17 protein-coding genes and 1 pseudogene are annotated in these 19,366 nt (G+C 43.0%); 12 read left to right on the forward strand and 6 right to left on the reverse strand.

Going from position 1 to position 19,366, the window contains the following annotated elements; translation table 11 throughout:
* The 4 genes and pseudogenes from PN499_RS26245 to PN499_RS26260 all read right to left on the reverse strand — a co-directional run.
* Window positions 1-1,119, reverse strand: a pseudogene (locus PN499_RS26245) (tetratricopeptide repeat protein); the annotation flags it as partial.
* 46 nt (window positions 1,120-1,165) lie between these two features.
* A complete protein-coding gene (locus PN499_RS26250; RefSeq protein WP_272036075.1) occupies window positions 1,166-1,570 on the reverse strand; it encodes a type II toxin-antitoxin system VapC family toxin in 405 nt (134 codons plus the stop codon).
* The gene (locus tag PN499_RS26255) at window positions 1,567-1,794 is read right to left on the reverse strand and encodes a DUF2281 domain-containing protein (protein ID WP_272036077.1); all 228 of its coding nucleotides are present in this window, start codon (window positions 1,792-1,794) and stop codon (window positions 1,567-1,569) included. Before PN499_RS26255 ends, PN499_RS26250 begins: the two co-directional genes overlap by 4 nt.
* Before the next feature lie 66 nt (window positions 1,795-1,860).
* Window positions 1,861-2,673 carry a carbohydrate ABC transporter permease gene (locus PN499_RS26260; protein ID WP_272036079.1) on the reverse strand — a complete coding sequence of 271 codons (813 nt, stop codon included), beginning with the start codon at window positions 2,671-2,673 and terminating at the stop codon, window positions 1,861-1,863.
* Window positions 2,674-2,878: 205 nt separating this feature from the next.
* On the opposite strand from PN499_RS26260, the gene PN499_RS26265 reads away from it, so the two are divergent.
* Together PN499_RS26265 and PN499_RS26270 are read left to right on the forward strand one after the other, a co-directional pair.
* Complete coding sequence (locus PN499_RS26265) at window positions 2,879-3,574, forward strand: aldehyde oxygenase (deformylating) (protein WP_272036081.1); 696 nt, start codon at window positions 2,879-2,881, stop codon at window positions 3,572-3,574.
* Window positions 3,575-3,773: 199 nt separating this feature from the next.
* The gene (locus PN499_RS26270; protein ID WP_272036083.1) at window positions 3,774-4,796 is read left to right on the forward strand and encodes a long-chain acyl-[acyl-carrier-protein] reductase; all 1,023 of its coding nucleotides are present in this window, start codon (window positions 3,774-3,776) and stop codon (window positions 4,794-4,796) included.
* A gap of 70 nt (window positions 4,797-4,866) precedes the next feature.
* On the opposite strand, the gene PN499_RS26275 is transcribed toward PN499_RS26270, so the two are convergent.
* Window positions 4,867-5,343, reverse strand: a complete 477-nt coding sequence (locus PN499_RS26275) for a tellurite resistance TerB family protein (RefSeq protein ID WP_272036085.1) — start codon at window positions 5,341-5,343, stop codon at window positions 4,867-4,869.
* A gap of 192 nt (window positions 5,344-5,535) precedes the next feature.
* Here PN499_RS26275 and accA point away from each other — a divergent pair, with 192 nt between their 5' ends.
* The 6 genes from accA to PN499_RS26305 all read left to right on the forward strand — a co-directional run bounded on the left by accA (window position 5,536) and on the right by PN499_RS26305 (window position 12,447).
* Window positions 5,536-6,516, forward strand: coding sequence for an acetyl-CoA carboxylase carboxyl transferase subunit alpha (gene accA, locus PN499_RS26280; protein WP_272036086.1), 981 nt, complete (start codon window positions 5,536-5,538; stop codon window positions 6,514-6,516).
* A 186-nt stretch (window positions 6,517-6,702) separates the two neighbouring features.
* Entirely contained in the window at window positions 6,703-7,425 is a 723-nt protein-coding gene (locus PN499_RS26285; RefSeq protein WP_272036088.1) for an SDR family oxidoreductase, read from the forward strand.
* A 110-nt stretch (window positions 7,426-7,535) separates the two neighbouring features.
* Window positions 7,536-8,267, forward strand: coding sequence for a GTP cyclohydrolase I FolE (gene folE, locus PN499_RS26290; RefSeq protein ID WP_272036090.1), 732 nt, complete (start codon window positions 7,536-7,538; stop codon window positions 8,265-8,267).
* 81 nt (window positions 8,268-8,348) lie between these two features.
* A complete protein-coding gene (locus tag PN499_RS26295; RefSeq protein WP_272036091.1) occupies window positions 8,349-9,782 on the forward strand; it encodes a phosphoglucomutase/phosphomannomutase family protein in 1,434 nt (477 codons plus the stop codon).
* A gap of 392 nt (window positions 9,783-10,174) precedes the next feature.
* Window positions 10,175-11,344, forward strand: coding sequence for a hypothetical protein (locus tag PN499_RS26300; protein ID WP_272036093.1), 1,170 nt, complete (start codon window positions 10,175-10,177; stop codon window positions 11,342-11,344).
* Between the two features lie 83 nt (window positions 11,345-11,427).
* Window positions 11,428-12,447, forward strand: coding sequence for a lipoxygenase family protein (locus tag PN499_RS26305; protein ID WP_272036095.1), 1,020 nt, complete (start codon window positions 11,428-11,430; stop codon window positions 12,445-12,447).
* 148 nt (window positions 12,448-12,595) lie between these two features.
* On the opposite strand, the gene thrC is transcribed toward PN499_RS26305, so the two are convergent.
* Window positions 12,596-13,699: a threonine synthase gene (thrC, locus tag PN499_RS26310; RefSeq protein ID WP_272036102.1), complete on the reverse strand. Its 1,104-nt coding sequence runs from the start codon at window positions 13,697-13,699 to the stop codon at window positions 12,596-12,598.
* Window positions 13,700-13,954: 255 nt separating this feature from the next.
* Between thrC and PN499_RS26315 the strand changes: the two genes are divergently transcribed.
* From PN499_RS26315 to PN499_RS26330, 4 genes are all read left to right on the forward strand, one after another.
* Complete coding sequence (locus PN499_RS26315) at window positions 13,955-14,116, forward strand: hypothetical protein (protein WP_272036096.1); 162 nt, start codon at window positions 13,955-13,957, stop codon at window positions 14,114-14,116.
* Between the two features lie 240 nt (window positions 14,117-14,356).
* Complete coding sequence (locus PN499_RS26320) at window positions 14,357-15,406, forward strand: fatty acid desaturase (protein ID WP_272036097.1); 1,050 nt, start codon at window positions 14,357-14,359, stop codon at window positions 15,404-15,406.
* A gap of 531 nt (window positions 15,407-15,937) precedes the next feature.
* Entirely contained in the window at window positions 15,938-17,407 is a 1,470-nt protein-coding gene (locus tag PN499_RS26325; protein ID WP_272036098.1) for an Ig-like domain-containing domain, read from the forward strand.
* A gap of 96 nt (window positions 17,408-17,503) precedes the next feature.
* Window positions 17,504-19,249, forward strand: coding sequence for an ABC transporter ATP-binding protein (locus PN499_RS26330; RefSeq protein WP_272036099.1), 1,746 nt, complete (start codon window positions 17,504-17,506; stop codon window positions 19,247-19,249).
* Window positions 19,250-19,366 lie beyond the last annotated feature (117 nt).

The raw sequence follows: 19,366 nt of genomic DNA on the forward strand, positions 1-19,366 counted from the left end.
CTCACGGGTTATAACTTCTAATGCCAATTGAAAACAAGCGATCGCAGTATCTATATTCTGGGCCCGGTTGCCCGTGATTTTGTCTCCGTAGGCAGCCGCCAGATTATTTTGAGTTATTGCCCATTTTTCAGGAAAATCCTCACGGGTTCTAACTTCTAATGCCAATTGAAAACAAGCGATCGCCGTATCTATATTCTCTGCTCGGTTGCCCGTGATTTTTTTGGAGTAGGCAGTTGCCAGATTATTTTGAGTCCCTGCCCAATCTTGGGGAAAATCCTCACAGGTTCTAACTTCTAATGCTAATTGATAACAAGCGATCGCAGTATCGATATTCTCTGCCCGGTTGCCTGTGATTTTGTCCAAGTAGGCATTTGCCAGATTATTTTGAGTCGTTGCCCATTTTTCAGGAAAATTCTTACGGGTGTAAACTGTTAATGCCAATTGATAACAAGCGATCGCAGTATCTATATTCTGGGCCCGGTTGCCTGTGATTTTGTCCAAGTAGGCAAGTCCCACATTATTTTGAGTCCCTGCCCAATTTTCGCTTCCTGGTTGCCGATGACTTAAAACTATTTGATAACCTGCTATAGCTATTTCAATATTATTCGCTTTTTTCCCCAGTGGAAATTGATAAATATGAATACTCAAATATTCAATGAGACCAAAAATTGACGCAATTGTTTCTGAATCTTTATCAGCAATTAAATTCTCTGCCACTTGCTGTAAAATATCTGAGAAACGGCGATTAAGGAGATGTTGCCGTTGTTGGAAAAGCGGGTGAATTATTTTAACATCGCCATTACTATCTTGTTCTGCTTGCAACAATTCAAGGATAAACCTGGCATACTCTTGGTCATTTTCCCCCTCAGAATTTTCCCCATCTTCTCGATCCTGAATACCCAAGAATTGCCCTAACTGACTCGCCAAATTCCTTAAAAAATCCGCCGCATTTTCCTGGCCTTCCCCTGCCAAGTTTTCGGCTATTATCTGGCAAACTATGAGAAATTCTGCATCGAGTAATTCCGAGTTAGCCTGTAAAATCTGCGGTTCCTCACCATTGGGGCAACTGAGGAGTTGTTGAATCAGATTAGCGTAAGCTTGGGCGCGAGTTTCATCCATGATGGTGAGGGGGTAGGGAATAGCACCAAGATTTATTTTATCATATTCACCAAATTGTCTGAATAGTAGTTAAAGCTTGAATTTTCCCATCGCGGGTGACTAAGGGAAGATTCAAAGATAAAGCAGTAGCCGCAATAATTCTGTCTGGCATATCTGGCACTACATCGCGGGGAATCTGACGCAAAGTTTGTGCTGTGATTAAATCCAGAGGGGCTATTTCTAACCCAGTCCCTGCATCAGATAAAGCATTAATTAACTGGCCAAATGCCTCTTCTGGCAACCGATACCTTTCCACTAAATAGCCTACTTCTACCACAGAAATTGCAGACACATAAATCGGATTACCTCCTGCTGATGCTGCATCTAAAGCCATCATTGCTGCTGGGGATAATCGAGTAGTCTCCCGCAAATACCAGATAATTGTATGAGTGTCAGCGACAACGGCTGTCATAAAATATCCTCCCTCGGAAAATTGCCCCACATTTCTTTTCTAGCTTGGGCAATATCTTCTTCCGTAATCTCCATATCTAAATTAGCCCACATTCCTTTGACGCTTTTTAGAGTTTTTTTAGGAAGACTTTTTTGTTGAAGAAACTCAGCAAAATCTAAAATTTCTTGCTGCTTATCCGGGGGTAATGCCCGCAACTTATCTAAAACGGCTTGCTCTAAATTCATCGTTGATTTCCTCCATAGTTACTCTCAAATAATCTTCACACCGTAGAAAATCAGCATCCACTCATATCAATTCTTAATTCCCGTCGCTGCAATACCTCGAATAAACTGTTTTTGACCAATTAAAAATAACACCACCACAGGCAAAGTGGCAATAACAACCGCTGCCATTAATAAAGGCCAACTACTGGTAAACTGTTCCTGAAACTCAGCCAAAACTAATTGCACAGTCCTTAACTCCGGCCTCGTCGTAAACACCAACGGCTTAAACAAATCGTTCCACTCCCCGATAAAAGCAAACAAAAATAGCGTCACCAAAGCGGGACGCGCTAAAGGTAACATCACCAACCACAAAACTTGCCAGCGATTGGCCCCATCCAAAGCCGCCGCCTCCTCCAACTCCACCGGAATCGAGCTAAAATACTGGCGCATCAAGAAAATCCCAAATCCACTCGCCGCCGTCGGTAAAATCAGAGCCCCGTAAGTATTGAGTAGGTGGCCCCACTTCAAAACCAGGAAGATAGGAATCACCAATAGCTGAAACGGAATCACCAGCGTTGCCAAAACCACCAAAAGCAAAGCCCCACGCCCTCGGAACTGCAACCGGGCTAAAGCGTAACCAGCTAAAGCCGACGTAACCACCTGACACCCCGTCACCGCCAGTGCCACTAAAGTAGAATTAATAAAAGCCAGTAAAAAGTTTCCCCTACGCCAAGCTTCAAGATAATTAGCTAGAGTTAGATCAGTTGCTTTGATAGAAGCTGGGGTGAATGATGTAACAACTACAACAGCAAGGGGGATCAGCACCACAGCGGCCCCAACTAACAAAAAAAACCAAACGAGCATTTCTCCTGCCCTGGATGTCTGAAATTGTTTAGCCATAAATGCTCTAAGTGAGGTAAAATGCCGATTTTTTCACGCTTTGAGCCTCTGTAGCTTCGCGGAGTCCAACAAAACTGGTAAATTGTTCGTTTAAATAGGTAAAGTAAACTATAAGCTAAGTTAAGTAAAATAACTTTACCTTTGACCCCAGCTCCAAAGCTCTATTTAAGTATTTACTCTTTTGTGATGAGGAGACGACAGACCTATGCAGCAGCTTGAGGCCAGCCCAGCAATCGACTTTGAAACGGCAACCTACAAAGATGCCTACAGCCGGATTAACGCCATTGTGATCGAAGGCGAACAGGAGGCTTATGACAACTACATCAGACTGGGCGAAATGCTGCCTGACCAAAAGGATGTGTTGATTTCGTTGTCTAAGATGGAAAACCGACACATGAAAGGGTTCCAAGCTTGCGGCCGCAATCTTAAGGTAACGCCAGACATGGAATTTGCCAAGGATTTCTTTGCGGCACTGCACAGCAATTTCCAAGAAGCAATGGCAGCAGGTAAGGTGGTAACTTGTTTGGTGATTCAATCGCTGATTATCGAGTGCTTCGCGATCGCAGCTTACAATATTTACATCCCCGTTGCCGATGACTTCGCTCGAAAAATCACTGAAGGGGTAGTTAAAGATGAGTACAACCACCTCAACTTTGGCGAAGAATGGCTTAAAGCTCACTTTGAGGAGTCCAAAGCTGAAGTTGAAGCCGCCAACCGCCAAAACTTACCCATAGTCTGGCGAATGCTCAACCAAGTTGAAGACGATGCCCGCGTTTTGGGCATGGAAAAAGATGCCTTAGTTGAGGATTTTATGATAGCCTACGGCGAAGCCCTCAGCAATATTGGCTTTACCACTCGCGACATTATGCGGATGTCCGCCTACGGTCTTACCGCTGCATAAAAATGGCTAATTGCTAATGGCTGATAGCTAAAAGCTAAAAGCTAAAAGCTAAAGGCTAATAGGGAAGAAAGAGTTTTGAGTTAAAGATTTAATTTCCTAACTCATAAGTACCAAATTAGCAATTAGCAATTAGCAATTAGCAATTAGCAATTAGCAATTAGCAATTCCACCTAACAACAGAAAACTGACTTTTTATTTAATGTTTGGTTTAATTGGTCACTTAAGTAGCTTAGAACACGCCCAATCAGTCGCAAAAGAGTTGGGCTATCCAGAATACGCAGATCAGGGGCTTGACTTTTGGTGCAGCGCTCCTCCTCAAATCGTTGATAATATCACTGTAACTAGCATCACAGGTCAAAAAATAGAGGGCCGCTATGTAGAATCTTGCTTTCTACCAGAAATGCTGGCAAATCGCCGGATTAAGGCAGCTACGCGGAAAATACTCAACGCGATGGTTCACGCTCAAAAGCACGGCATTAATATCACAGCTTTAGGTGGGTTTTCTTCGATTATCTTTGAAAATTTCAACTTGCAGCAGATTCAGCAAATTAGGAATATTAAGTTGGAGTTTGAACGCTTCACTACTGGTAATACCCATACTGCTTATATTATCTGTCGCCAAGTAGAAGAAGCCGCCCCTAAGTTAGGGATAGACTTGTCTCAGGCTACTGTTGCCGTTTGCGGGGCGACTGGTGATATTGGTAGTGCGGTTTGTCGGTGGCTGAATAACCGGACAAATGTTAAAGAATTGTTGCTAATTGCTCGCGATCGCGAACGCTTGCAAGCCTTAGAATCGGAATTAGGGCGCGGCAAAATTATGGATTTAGAGGAAGCTCTACCTCTAGCCGATATTATAGTTTGGGTAGCGAGTATGCCCAAGGGAGTTGAAATTAATCCCAAAGAATTAAAGCAACCTTGTCTGATGATTGATGGCGGCTATCCTAAAAATTTAGCAAGTAAAGTTCAACATCCCGGAGTCTATGTGCTTCAGGGTGGGATAGTGGAACATTCTCTAGATATTGACTGGAAAATTATGAAAATAGTCAGTATGGATGTGCCAGCTCGTCAGTTGTTTGCTTGTTTTGCTGAATCCATGTTGCTGGAGTTTGAAAAGTGGTACACGAACTTTTCTTGGGGGCGAAATCAGATCACTATTGAAAAGATGGAGATGATCGGGAAAGTTTCTCTAAAACACGGATTTAGACCCCTGTTATTGTTTTAGTTAACAGTTGACAGTTGACATTTAACAGTTGACATTTAACAGTTGACAGTTGACAGTTAACAGTTAACAGTTAACTATTATCCGTGCAGTTCTTGATGATCATTACCTCCATAATTTTTTGACCGATTTCGTCTTTAAGTTCTAATGCTTCCCAGAGTTCAACTAGCAAGTCTTGTTCCTCTTGGGTGAAAACTCCATCGGCTAAAACTAGATCGGCGGCGATGGCAAAAGCTGTTTGTCGTAACTTAGGTGTTAGCCCGTTTTTGGCAGCGATGAATACATCGGAAGGTCTGTACTTATTTACCAAGCCTAAAACTTTCTTAAAAAGTTCTTGGAATTCTTCGCGGGAATAAGCACTGAAAAGGCGGACGTGATTAGCACCAAGTGTCTGCTTTTCTTCTTGGGCCATTTTGCCATCGGCACTGACGGCTAATATGGAAATAGCCATTAGTGCTTCGGGTGCACTTAGTTCGATGCCACTTGCTTTACTGTTCGCAGTTCTGAAGAAGTCAGAAGATTTTGCGTTTTTTTGACTTTGGTAGGACATAATTAGTGTTAGTAAAAATTTCTTTGCTGTCGAGTTTACAGAGATTTCCCGCACAAAGCAATTCCCCAACCGGGGGTGAATAGCTACGATCGCGCCTCAAAAGAGGTTAAGTAGATTTGAAACTTTCGCTGTTCACACCTGACAGGGTAGGATCGATCCAGACTAAATCCAAATTTTATCGAAATTCCTAGTGTGCCCAACGCTGACCGTAAACCCCTCCTATTAGAATTTGAAAAGCCCCTGGCGGAACTGGAAACCCGGATTAACCAGATTCGCCAACTAGCTGACGAAAATGGTGTAGATGTCTCCGAGGACATTCGCCAGTTGGAAGCACGTTCGGCCCAACTTCGTCAAGAAATTTTTACTGGCTTGTCGCCGATGCAACGGCTGCAACTGGCTCGTCACCCCCGTCGCCCTAGTACCCTCGATTATATTCAGGCAATTAGCGACGACTGGATGGAGCTACACGGCGATCGCGGCGGCTCAGATGACCCCGCCCTCGTTGGTGGTGTTGCCCGCCTTGACGGACGACCTGTGGTGATTATTGGTCATCAAAAAGGTCGCGATACTAAAGATAATGTCGCCCGTAACTTCGGTATGGCTTCCCCTGGCGGCTACCGCAAAGCTATGCGCCTGATGGAACATGGCAATCGCTTTGGAATGCCAATTTTGACCTTTATCGATACTCCCGGCGCTTTACCTAGCGTTGAGGCAGAAAAACTCGGCCCGGGAGAGGCGATCGCCTACAATCTCCGGGAAATGTTCAGCCTCGATGTTCCGATTATCTGCACTGTCATCGGCGAAGGTGGCTCTGGCGGCGCTTTAGGTATTGGTGTCGGCGATCGGCTATTGATGTTAGAACATTCTGTTTACACGGTGGCAACCCCCGAAGCTTGCGCCGCCATTCTCTGGAAAGACGCAGGCAAAGCTAACTTGGCAGCAGAAGCCTTAAAAATCACTGCCGCAGACTTAAAAAATCTGGGTATCCTTGATGAGATCGTACCCGAGCCCAACGGCGGCGCTCACGCTCATCCCCTTAAGGCTGCTGAAATTTTGAAACAATCTTTGTTACAGAACTTAACCGAACTGACCCAGCTCACCGGCCAGCAGCGTCGCGAACTCCGATATCAAAAATTCCGTAAAATCGGTGTATTCACTGAAATTGGAGTTTAATTTTCCTTGGGAACCAGAATAGCCTGCCAGCAGTGCTATAATTTCTCAGGAGACACGGACTTAACAATTCTTCATGTAAATCTCATAATTCCCGGTTTTTAAGTGTGTATTGCCGGCAGCTTTCTATTATGCCTAAGAAAGCTGCATGGCTCAAAGGACGTGCCCCACAAAATATCGGCAAATTTGATGAATCATCCAACAACAAAGCAGGCTCTAATTACCGGAGCCAGCAGTGGTATTGGCAAAGCAACGGCTCTAGCCTTTGCAAAAGCAGGCATAAACGTGGCTTTGGTAAGCCGAACGCCCGAAAAATTAGAGGCAGTAGCTTTAGCTGCTAGGCTTGCGGGGGTGAAAGCAGAAGCATATCCCTTGGACTTAGCTGCACTAGAGCAGGTGCGAACAGGCATCAGTGCGATCGCCTCGGAATTCGGCCCCATCGATATCCTGGTAAATAATGCTGGTATGGGCTATACAGGCTCTCTCGCGGCAATATCCCTAGCGGACTGGCAACGAGTCCAAGACCTCAATGTTACTAGCGTGTTGCAGTGCATTCAAGGGATCTTGCCAGGAATGCGCGATCGCGGTGGCACAATCGTCAACGTCGTCTCCATAGCTGGGAGCCAAGTATTTCCTAACTGGGGAGCCTACTGCGCTAGCAAATTCGCTCTGTTGGCTCTCTCCAAAACCCTAGCAATGGAAGAACGCGGACGCGGAATTCGCGTAACAGCAATTTGTCCAGGTTCCGTCAATACTCCCATCTGGGATACAGAAACAGTTCAAGCCGACTTCGATCGCACTGCCATGTTAACCCCAGAAGTTGTTGCCGAGTCAATTCTCTATACAGTCCAGTTACCCGCTGGCGCAGTAATTGAAGAATTAACCTTAATATCCAACGCTGGAGTCTTCTAAAAAATTAAAAATTAAAGATGAAAATTAAAAATTAATTAAATAGGTAAAATTTTTAATTTTTAATTTTTAATTTTTAATTGTTTTGTCCTTTACCCTCACACAAACTACTTATGACTATCGCACCTCCTAACGGTTCTAATGGCTCTAATTCCCCCTCAACCAACAGCGCAAAACTATCCGAAACCACAAGCGACGCACCTCGGATCTCTACCCGACCAGACCGCAATTCCTTAAACGGTCAAGAACCGAATCTGCCCGTATCATCAGAAGTAAGTAGCGAGGAAATGATGGCGGCCGTGCGGACAATGCTGCTGGGAGTGGGAGAAGATCCCGAACGCGAAGGCTTACTGAAAACCCCTAAACGAGTAGCAGAAGCAATGCAGTTTCTGACTAGCGGCTATAGCCAATCTTTAGAAGAACTTCTCAACGGCGCTATCTTTGATGAAGGTCACAACGAGATGGTATTAGTTCGTGACATCAGCGTGTTTAGCCTTTGCGAACACCATATGCTACCCTTTATGGGCAAAGCTCACGTCGCCTACATTCCTAATCAGAAAGTAGTCGGACTTAGCAAATTAGCTAGGATAGTCGAGATGTATGCCCGTCGCTTGCAAGTACAGGAAAGGCTGACGCGCCAAATTGCTGAAGCAGTGCAGACAATATTAGAACCGAAGGGAGTAGCTGTGGTCTTGGAAGCCAGTCATATGTGCATGGTGATGCGCGGCGTGCAAAAACCTGGTTCTTGGACTGTTACCAGTGCTATGCTGGGCGAGTTCCAAGACGAACAAAAAACTCGCGAAGAATTTCTCAACTTGATTCGCCATCAACCAGCATTCTTTTAATTGTTAACGGTTAACGGTTAACTGTTAACCGTTAACCTATTACTAATTACCAACTAACCACTAACAATTAACAAAATTAATATGGCTCAAGCAATAAAATTTGGTACTGATGGATGGCGTGGGGTAATTGCTGACGATTTCACCTTTGAGCGAGTGGCAATAGTGGCTCCGATCGCAGTGCAAATCTTAGCACAGGTTTATGGCGATACTACCACCAATAACAGGATGGCGATCGTTGGTCACGATCGCCGTTTTTTGGCTGAAGAATTTGCCCTCAAAGCTGCTGAAAGCATCCAAGCGGCAGGGTTTGATGTGCTGCTAACGGATACTTATGCTCCTACTCCTGCTTTCAGTTTAGCCGCTTATCAGCAGGAGGCTCTGGGTGCAATTGTGATGACGGCTAGCCATAATCCCGGTAAGTATTTGGGGTTAAAAGTTAAGGGGGGATTTGGCGGTTCGGTTTCCCCGGAAGTGACTGAGCAGATTGAGGCTAGGTTAGCAGATCCGGCGATCGCATCCCCAACTTTAGGAAAATTAGAAAGGTTCAATCCTTGGCCGAGTTACTGCGAAACTTTGCGGGGGATGGTAGATATTAATGGGATTCGGGAGGCGGTTTCCTCTGGTAAACTCACAGTATTTGTCGATGTCATGCACGGTGCGGCGGCGGGCGGATTGGCTCAAATCTTGGAAGTGCCAGTTAGAGAAATTAATAGCGATCGCGATCCTTTATTCGGTGGCGGCGCACCGGAACCTTTACCCCGTTACCTTTCCGAGTTATTCCGCGTCATACGCACTCACCAACGCGCTGAAGGTGGTTTGGCGATTGGTTTTGTCTTTGATGGGGATAGCGATCGCATTGCTGCTGTTGATGGCAATGGCAACTTCTTGAGTTCTCAAATCTTGATTCCGATATTAATAGAACATCTGGCTAAGCGCCGAGGATTTACTGGCGAAGTCGTTAAAACAGTTAGCGGTTCTGATTTATTTCCCAAGATAGCGAATTTGTACAATTTGCCTCTATTTGAGACACCCATAGGTTACAAATATATTGCCGATCGGATGTTAACCACTCAGGTTTTAGTTGGTGGCGAAGAGTCGGGAGGAATTGGTTATGGAACTCATATTCCAGAGCGCGATGCTTTACTTTCTGCATTATATTTGCTAGAAGCTGTGGTGCAATCTGGAGAAGATTTGAGCGATATTTACCGCCGTTTGCAACAAGAAACTGGGTTTCATTCAGTTTACGATCGCATAGATTTACCCTTGGCGAGTATGGAAGTGCGATCGCGCCTTTTAGAACAATTGCAAAGTCATCCTTTAACAGAAATTGCTGGACAGGCTGTGGTAGATTGCAATACGGTTGATGGTTATAAATTTCGCTTAGCTGATGGTAGATGGTTGTTAATTCGTTTTAGCGGTACTGAACCCGTTTTGCGGCTGTATTGCGAAGCAGCTACCTTAGAGCAAGTGCATGAAACTTTAAATTGGGCCAAGAATTGGGCAAATCAATTTTAGTAGTACGTAACGCCGCCTTCTAGGCGGCGTTACGTAAGTTTTAACTGCCAAGGCGGTTGCTATATTTTAGATTTATTTTTATTCACAAACTCTTAGTAATTCTTTACGTAAAAGAGACTCTCTTTCCTTGACACGCCCCGTGAGAGAGATGTTAGATTAGTTGCGTTCGTTACCCAACCTAACTCATTTTTCAGTTGTCCTCCCGATCTGTTACCTAATAACTTATCACATCAGGATTGATAGCTAACCTTGAGAGGTAAAAGCGTATAAACCTGGCTTACTTACTGTGCTTTGATAGCCTTTTGAGCTATAAATAGATTTTAGCATAAGGGTCTTCTATTTACATTCGCTTCAACAATTCTGACAATCATACTTTTGTAAGGAGTAAAGCAATGTCTTTTTGGACTCAAGAAATCATTGAAACCCTATACCGTCTTTTAAGTTTTTTAGCAAATGTGCCTTTGGCTAAGAGATTAATTATCTCTGGTAAATATGAATATGATTATACAGTTCTAGCTCCTCTAGCGATGACAAGTGTACCGCCCAGCATAATATCATATCTACCTCAACTGCCTACAGCAGATGAACTTCCTAAGCAAAAATGGCTGAGTTTAGTTCTAAGTACCCTAGCATTAGGTGTTTTTGCGGAAATAAAAAAATCTGCTGCTTCGATCGATGACTCAGTTTCAAATGAGAATGAAATTGATTCAAACAAAATTGATTTATTAAAGTCGATTAATGAAGAAATTAAAGCAGCTAAGGGAAAAGAAGATTTAACTAATGCAGTTTTGAAGTTGAAATCAGTGTTAGGTTTAGGAATTACTGAGGAACCAAGAAAAATATTTCCTGATGGTGATAACGAACTCGAAGTAGGAAGTAATATCAGTAAAATTCAGGATAGATTTGATACTATCGATCGAGAAGTAGGAGCTTTGTTACGCAAAGGCTTACAAGCGAATCTACCAGAACCTCCAACTTTTTTAAAGCCTGATGAACTCGATCTAAACTCTGAAGAGGTTGAGGAAGTTGACAAAGAATTATATAGACACCTTCAGGAAATTGCCAGATTTTTAGGGCGAAAATTAGAGAAAAATCAACCCACATTTTCAGAGCAAGCTGAAACTACTGCTTCCACTCCTAACCCTACTTTAGAGGATTACGAACTGTTAACTGAGCCTTTAAAAATCAAGCCAGAAACTTTAAGTAACTTCCAACAAGATAAAGTTTTTGCTTATATGCAAGTAGCTGGGCCAAACCCAGTTATGCTCAACCAAATCGCAAAACTCGATTCCCGCCTGTTAATTACCAACGAACAATACCAAAATATTGTATCTCAGGATTCTCTAGACGCAGCACTAGGAGAAGGGCGACTTTATCTAGCAGACTATTCTAAGCTAGGGGCACTAATCAATGGTAGTTATGGTGGGCTTCAAAAGTATATGTATGCTCCAGTAGCTTTATTTGCAGTACCACCAGATAATTATTCAGATCGGAATTTGCTACCGATAGCGATTTGTTATCAACAGAATTCAGGGGAGCAAAACCCAATACGGTTCAGTTAACGCTCTGCGACGAATTTAATCTCACGATTTTATGGGAAATATAGTCATCTTTTAGAAGTCAGATTGTTCTTAAATGAACCGTATTGGAGCAAAACCCTATATTTACGCCTCTAGATGGAGATAATTGGATAACAGCTAAAACCATCTTACAAATGGCTGATAGTAATTATCATGAATTAATCTCTCACTTAGGTCAAACTCACTTATTTGTTGAGCCTTTTGTGCTGGCAACTAATCGCTGCTTTACCGATAAAAATCATCCTGTAAGGCTTTTGTTGAAACCTCATCTTGAAGGTACTATCTTGATTAATTATGGCGCACATAAATACTTATTAGCGCCAGGAGGCTCTATAGACTCGCTATTAAGTGCTACTATTGGTAGTGACTGTCAGCTTGCTATTAAAGAAGCCCAAACTCGGTTGGCTAACTTTAATCAAGTAGCATTTCCTCGGACTTTAGAAAAACGGGGCGTTAACAATTCTAAACAGCTACCAATTTATCCTTACCGAGATGATGGTCAACGGATTTGGGATGCTATTTTTCAGTGGGTTAAGGACTATTTAGGTCTGTTCTATGCTAGCGATACATCTGTAGAGAGCGATGAACAACTACAAAGTTGGGCAGGTGAGTTATTTTCTAAAGGATACTGTCATATTGGTGAAGAAGGTGACGGTCGAATTAAAACTTTAGATTATCTAGTTGAGGCCATATCTACGATTATTTTTACCGCTAGCGCTCAACACGCTGCTGTTAATTTTCCCCAAAGTGGGATGATGACTTATGTGCCCGCTTTTCCTTTAGGTTGCTATTCTCCGGGACTGACAAACCCCAAACAGCAGCAAAACTTTATGGGTTTACTACCGCCACTAGAGAGAGCTGAATTGCAAGTACAAGTCCTTTATTTACTTGGCTCAGTTTACTATACACAACTAGGGGATTATTCTGGCTCATCTTTTCAGAATCCACAAGTGAAAATAGCTTTGGACAAATTCAATGTAAATCTTGCAGAAATTGAGCAGATAATTTTGAAGGCAGATAGTCAAAGGCTTGTCTCTTACAGATATTTGCTCCCCTCAAAGATTCCTCAAAGCATAAATATTTAATAAGTACAAGAATTTAATAAGTACAAGAGTAGAGGACTTATCTATGGGTAATGTAACGCCGTCATCTTGGTGGTGACTTGACCTCTAAGATGGCGGCGTTACTGCGATCGTCCGTAAATTTTGTACTTATTAATTCAAAACTCAAAAGTTAAAATCCCATTGCCCCAGCTACAGCCTCTATTGTCGGTGCGATTCCCTTTTTAAAGTGGTTTTTGCTGTAAGTAATTGCCGTGTCAGGATCTTTTAGACCATTTCCAGTTAGTACGCAAACTACAGTTGCTTCACTAGGAACCTGATCTTTCACTTTCAGTAAACCAGCTACGGATGCTGCACTTGCGGGTTCGCAGAAAATACCTTCCAAAGATGCTAACAAGTTATATGCTTCCAAGATTTCTGTGTCAGTCACAGAGTTAAAACTGCCGCGACTGGCTTCTTGGGCGGCGATCGCTTGTTTCCAACTAGCAGGGTGGCCGATCCGAATTGCGGTTGCGATCGTTTCAGGATTTTCTACGGGTTGGCCAGTCACCAGTGGCGCAGCCCCAGCCGCTTGAAATCCCATCATCCGAGGGAGGCGATCGCAATTTCCCAACTGATGATATTGACAAAAACCCATCCAGTAAGCCGTAATATTGCCAGCATTGCCCACCGGAATACACAGCCAGTCAGGGGCATTTCCCAAAGCATCTACAACCTCAAAAGCCCCAGTTTTCTGGCCTTCCAAGCGATAAGGATTGACTGAATTTACCAAAGTCACTGGATAATGCTCCGCTATATCGCGGACAATTTCTAGCGCCTGGTCAAAATTACCCTTAATGGATAAAACTTCCGCCCCATAAAGCAAAGCTTGGGCCAACTTACCCAAGGCCACATAACCTTCTGGGATCAACACAAAAGCCCCCATCCCGCCCCTAGAAGCATAGGCTGCTGCTGAGGCTGAGGTATTACCCGTGCTTGCACAGATCACCGCCTTTGCGCCTTCCTCCTTCGCCTTGGAAATCGCCATCGTCATCCCTCGGTCTTTAAAACTACCCGTAGGGTTGAGGCCGTCGTATTTGACTAAAACTTGTACGCCTCGGCCCACCATCGCGGCGATCGCTGGAACTGGAATCAGGGGAGTATTGCCCTCATGTAGCGTCACCGTCGGGGTGCTTTCCGTCACCGGCAGATAGGGGCGATAAGCTTCTATGAGACCACGCCAAGCAGAGGGTCTGGGTTTCGCGTCCGGGGTAGGAGAATAAGTAGCAGAAAGAATAGATGTCACGATTTCAAATATTTTTAGGCTAAGCCTTGGATTTACATAAATTTTAACTCGATCGGTTAATTTGATGTTTAATGCAAGGAGTAGCAGGTTAAAATATCTTAACGGTGTGAGTAAGTACAAATGACTAGCCAACTACTAATGTCAAATCGTTCAGCAACCATTTCCCGGAGCCAAAGTACAGGTAGCGACCCTCAAATGGTGACTATGCAAGCGTTATCGACCAATTCTGTCCACAGCAAGGTCTCAATGAAAGCAATTTACCAAGCGGATCAGCAAGTCAAATTCCTGCACCTACAAGCGGAAGTAGAAACCTTGCTACTAGAACTCCAGACTCTTAAACAGCATCGCTTATCGGCATCGGCCCAAAATGCTAACGGCCTCCGAGATGCCGCCCACGACAGCAATTAACATAAAAAACTCACCTTAAGTGTTCCGCTAGTATGGTATAAGAGGTAAAGTTTTGCTAAGCGCAGTGGTGATTTTAATCACAAGCTTAACAATTTACCAACACGGCGCACTTCCTAGCCTTTGCTAAAACGCCATGGCGATCGCAACGTCTGTCTGCTGCGGAATTATAGCTGGCTAAATTTTCCTCTTGTTAATTTTGTTACAAACTTCTACTGACATACGGAGAAACGAAATCGATTTATGACAGCATCGATCGCAAAACCTCTGAATTTGGCATCTACTGCCGCCGCAACAGACTTGCGCCTCAAAGATATTCTCAAAACTCTGCCGCGCGAAGTTTTTACTAAAAATCCACAAAAAGCTTGGACAAAAGTAGTTATTAATGTTGCTTTAGTCGGCTTAGGTTATTGGCTACTGGCAATATCACCTTGGTATCTATTGCCTTTGGTCTGGATTTTTACCGGTACAGCGTTGACCGGTTTTTTTGTGATTGGCCACGACTGCGGCCATCGGTCATTTGCTAAGCGTCGCTGGGTAAATGATTTAGTTGGTCATTTAGCATTTTTGCCTTTAATTTATCCATTTCATGCTTGGCGGTTACTGCACAATCACCACCACAAGCATACGAATAAAATAGGTGAAGATAATGCTTGGCATCCTTGGCCGCAAGAAGAATATGCAAAAGCTGGAAAACCTTTGCAATTCTTTTATCGGCTAATCATGGGGCCAATGTGGTGGATTGGGTCAATTCCTCACTGGGCAAAATTGCATTTTGATTGGTCGCAGTTTCAGGGGAAACAGCGCGAACAAGTGCGGTTTTCAGTTTTGGTAGTATTGATTGGTGCTGCGATCGGATTTCCTATTTTGATTGCTACAACTGGTATTTGGGGATTTGTTAATTTTTGGCTTATGCCCTGGCTGGTTTACCATTTTTGGATGAGTACATTTACGATTGTACATCACACTACGCCTAAGATTGCCTTTAGTCCTGCCTCTCAATGGAATGAAGCTTTAGCGCAATTAGCGGGAACCGTACATTGCGATTATCCCGTTTGGGTTGAGTTTCTGTGCCACGATATTAATGTGCATATTCCTCATCATCTTTCAACAGCTATTCCTTGGTATAACTTGCGCTTAGCTCACAGTAGTTTAAAGGAAAATTGGCCAGAATATTTGCACGAGAGTAAGTTTTCTTGGGCTTTGATGAAGGAGATTACCGAGAATTGTCAACTTTACGATCCTGTGACAAATTATCGGACGTTTAAGGATTTTCACGCTCAAAATAAATAGTTTTGAGGTGTGGTAAATCATCCAAGACTTAGGCAAGTCGAGACCAGAAATAGAAGCCGGGTTTCTTGGTACAATCTAGTTGAGATTCTTAATTTTTCATAGAAACCCGGTTTCTTTGCGTAAGTCCTGATAATCTTTAAAACCCAGTTTCTTAAATGAAACTGGGTTTCTAGTTATCGTGCTAGCATGAGCGGGATTGACAGTTAAGTAAATCCACCTAATTAAACATAAGATCGGGATGGCTAAAAAGGTGACTGTATAAACATTCTTCCTTCTCTCCTAGATAACTAAATTTTTCTTCCTTCTTCCTTCTTCCTTCTTCCTTCTACTTAGCAGCATCAATGCGATTGAGCTAGAACAGCCAAGTACAGTCAGTACCTCTCGATCATAATTCACCAGAAATATAGACTTAATAGCTCAGTCTAACCGATCGAGTATTTGCTGTCACTACTACTATTTTAAATCAGATTTAAATATAAATAAACCTATAAAATTATTAAGTCGATCTCGCCTTTCGTTTTTGCGATAATTATGATATCAAAACTAAAACAATTGCAGCCAATTGACCGTCTGGCTCTCTCTCTTATACTATTGCTAAATGTACTGATTGGATTATTGATGCTTACTGGCGATCGCACTCGCCCAAGAGTACGAGATTTTAGTTGGCAAAACAAAGTTGTAGGATCTGTAGATACCGCTTTTATTCTCACTTTTAGCCGACCAATGGATCGGGATAGTGTAGAAGCAAATTTGCAAATTGAGCCGCCACTACCAGGGAAAATTAGCTGGGTCGGGAAGCGATTAGTTTATACCTTAACAGCTCCTGTTCGCTATGAAACAACTTATCAAATAAAATTAGATCGAGCAATATCTAGAATAGGTCATGAGAAATTTGGCAATTTTATTCAGACTTTCACAGGTAATTTTCGCACTCCAGATAGAGCTTTTATTTATATAGGTGTAGAGGGAGAAGAAAAAGGAAGATTAATTTTATACAATCTTACTCTTAAACAAAAAAAAATCTTGACTCCTAAAAATTTAGCAGTGAAAAATTTCAAACCTTATCCTAGAGGCGATCGGATCTTATTTTCTGCTGCTGAATGGTCAAACGATCGGCCTGGTTTGTTTAAACAAAGTTTGTATAGTGTTAATACTGGCAGGTTTTCTGGGCAACAAATAGCAACTGAATCAACTGGGAAAATCGACCTAGTTTTAGATAGCGAAAATTATCAAAATCTAAAATTTGACTTGTCTTCAGATGGTAAAGCAATCGTAGTTCAGCGAATTCATAGAAACAACTTAGAAGATACTGGCTTGTGGTTGCTGCGCTCGGATACGCTACCCCAACGCCTCACAAATCGCCCTGCTGGAGATTTTTTGATAACCCCAGATGGTACATCTATACTGAATCCGCAAACAGAAGGTATTGCCATTTTACCGCTTGCTGAGAATGCGAAACCTCTAGATTTTCTCCCTTCATTTAGGAGAGTGCTTGATATCACTGCTGACGGTAGAGAATCGGCAATGATCGCACTTAATCGTGATGCCACTCCCTCACTGTTTTTAGTAACAAATCAAGGGGCTAAGAAAGAATTAGCAAGCACTCCCGGTCAAATTTTAAACTGCAAGTTTAACCCCGCTGTACCGTTCCTTTACTGCTTGGTAACTCGACCCAAAGCAGGGAAGAAAGAATACTCAGAACAGCTAAATCTTGAGGCTTTTGACTTGACAACATTTAAAGTAAAAGTTCTCTCGATTATACCCGATCTGTGGGAGACAGTAATGAGCGTGTCACCAGATGGGACTGCTTTATTGTTCGATCGCGTGGTTGAGAAGAATGAAGAGCCGAAAATAGGAGATTTAAGGACAAATTTAGGAACAGCGATCGCAACTTCTAGTATAATGCTGCTGGGTCTGAATCAAAACCAGCCTTCTACTGTTGGCAAATTACAGCCTCAAGAATTACCTTTGCGGGGATTTCACCCTTGCTGGTTGCCATGATCGGGTAGCTATTAAGCAGGCTTTACTAATGAAACCCCCATTGATAATCTAGTTGAGTAGAGATATTTTTTAAAGAAATTGCAGGCACAAAACATCTTGAAAACTCGGTCTAATTACTGGCAAATACTTCCTTACCTCCGCCCACAACAGCAAACTATTGCTAAGGCATTAGCTTGTACTTTAGCCTTTACCGTATTCTGGCCGATTATCGCGTGGTTAATTGGCGAAACAGCCAAATTTATTGGCGAAGGAGATTTAAAAGGATTCGCTCAAATTGCCGGACTTAGTGCCGTTATATTCTTAATTCGCGGTACTGTTCAATACGGACAAGATACGCTGATGGCAAAAGCTGCATTGACTATTGCTTTAAACATCCGCAAGCAAGTTTATACACATTTGCAGCAACTTAATCTCAGCTACTTTGAAACCTCAAAAACAGGAGATTTATCCTATCGCCTCACTGAAGATATTGACCGAATTGGCGAAGTAATTAACAAATTTTTTCACCAGTTTGTTCCTTGCGTTTTGCAGCTAATTGTTGTCTTAGGATACATGATTTATCTAAACTGGCAATTAACTTTAGCTGCATTAATAATTGCCCCCATAATGGCGATATTAATAGGCTGGTTTGGCGAAAAATTACTTACTTACTCTCGTCGCAGTCAAGATCGGATCTCTGATTTATCCGCAATGTTAACGGAAGTATTCAGCGGTATTCGCCTGGTGAAAGCCTTCGCTGCTGAGGAATATGAGATTGCTAGATTTGTACAGGAAGCTGAACAAAACCGCCGTGCTAAATATTTAGCAGAACGGGTAAAAGCGCTCCAGTTTGTGATAGTGGGATTTTTAGAAGCCATGAGTATACTGCTGCTATTTTTCTTAGGCGGCTGGCAAATTTCTCAAGGCAATTTGACGGCTACAGCCTTTATTAGTTATGTAGCAGGGGTGGCGCTGTTAATTGACCCGATTGCAATCACAACTAGCAATTATAGCGAGTTTAAACAAGGGGAAGCTTCTTGCGACCGCATTTTTGAATTATTAGCAATTCAGCCAAGTGTCGTGGAAAAACCGGGCGCGATCGCGCTTCCTCCAGTTAGCGGTAAAGTTGTATATAGAAATGTCACCTTTTCCTACCAACCGGAAAAACCCGTACTACAAAACTTAGATTTGCTGGTACATCCAGGGGAAATGATTGCGCTTGTTGGCCCTTCGGGTGCGGGGAAAACGACCTTAGTTAATCTTTTACCAAGATTCTATGAACTCCAAGCTGGACAGATTTTAATTGATGATATTGATATTCAGGATGTGACAGTAGGGAGTTTGCGCCGACAAATTGGGATTGTACCCCAAGAAACTATCCTATTTTCTGGTAGTATTGCCCAAAATATTGCCTTTGGTCAAGCTTATTATGAAATGAAAGATGTGGAAGCAGCGGCAAAAATTGCTAATGCTCACCAGTTTATCACTCAATTTCCCGATGGGTATCAAACTTGGGTAGGGGAAAGGGGGGTGAATTTATCAGGGGGACAGCGACAAAGAATTGCGATCGCACGCGCAGTATTGTTAAATCCTAGAATCCTAATTCTCGATGAGGCTACCTCCGCCTTGGATTCCGAATCAGAAGCTTTAGTACAGGAAGCCTTGGAAAGATTGATGCGCGATACCTACGGCGGGCTTCGCCAACGCACTGTTTTTATTATCGCTCATCGTTTGGCAACTGTGCGGCGGGCCGAAAGAATTTTAGTAGTAGAAGATGGCAAAATAGTAGAATCAGGAACTCACGAAGAACTGTTGGCAAAAGGCGATAGATATGCTCGTTTTTACGCTCAACAGTTTAGTTAAGTCGGAGGCAGAAGGCAGAAGGTTAATTGTATGAAGTTAACTCAACAATGCAGATTGTCTCAATAATACCATGTCTGGCAAATTACTTACGATCTGTCATTGCGAGCGAAGCGAAGC

Origin of the sequence: Kamptonema animale CS-326 (assembly GCF_028330895.1) — a bacterium.
Lineage (GTDB): Bacteria > Cyanobacteriota > Cyanobacteriia > Cyanobacteriales > Microcoleaceae > Kamptonema > Kamptonema formosum.

What these genes read in the sequence shown, in the direction of transcription:
- PN499_RS26250 (WP_272036075.1), bottom strand. Translation starts at nt 1,570, where the DNA reads ATGACAGCCGTTGTCGCTGACACTCATACAATTATCTGGTATTTGCGG.
- PN499_RS26255 (WP_272036077.1), bottom strand. Translation starts at nt 1,794, where the DNA reads ATGAATTTAGAGCAAGCCGTTTTAGATAAGTTGCGGGCATTACCCCCG.
- PN499_RS26260 (WP_272036079.1), bottom strand. Translation starts at nt 2,673, where the DNA reads ATGGCTAAACAATTTCAGACATCCAGGGCAGGAGAAATGCTCGTTTGG.
- PN499_RS26265 (WP_272036081.1), top strand. Translation starts at nt 2,879, where the DNA reads ATGCAGCAGCTTGAGGCCAGCCCAGCAATCGACTTTGAAACGGCAACC.
- PN499_RS26270 (WP_272036083.1), top strand. Translation starts at nt 3,774, where the DNA reads ATGTTTGGTTTAATTGGTCACTTAAGTAGCTTAGAACACGCCCAATCA.
- PN499_RS26275 (WP_272036085.1), bottom strand. Translation starts at nt 5,343, where the DNA reads ATGTCCTACCAAAGTCAAAAAAACGCAAAATCTTCTGACTTCTTCAGA.
- PN499_RS26285 (WP_272036088.1), top strand. Translation starts at nt 6,703, where the DNA reads ATGAATCATCCAACAACAAAGCAGGCTCTAATTACCGGAGCCAGCAGT.
- folE (WP_272036090.1), top strand. Translation starts at nt 7,536, where the DNA reads ATGACTATCGCACCTCCTAACGGTTCTAATGGCTCTAATTCCCCCTCA.
- PN499_RS26295 (WP_272036091.1), top strand. Translation starts at nt 8,349, where the DNA reads ATGGCTCAAGCAATAAAATTTGGTACTGATGGATGGCGTGGGGTAATT.
- PN499_RS26300 (WP_272036093.1), top strand. Translation starts at nt 10,175, where the DNA reads ATGTCTTTTTGGACTCAAGAAATCATTGAAACCCTATACCGTCTTTTA.
- PN499_RS26315 (WP_272036096.1), top strand. Translation starts at nt 13,955, where the DNA reads ATGAAAGCAATTTACCAAGCGGATCAGCAAGTCAAATTCCTGCACCTA.
- PN499_RS26320 (WP_272036097.1), top strand. Translation starts at nt 14,357, where the DNA reads ATGACAGCATCGATCGCAAAACCTCTGAATTTGGCATCTACTGCCGCC.
- PN499_RS26325 (WP_272036098.1), top strand. Translation starts at nt 15,938, where the DNA reads ATGATATCAAAACTAAAACAATTGCAGCCAATTGACCGTCTGGCTCTC.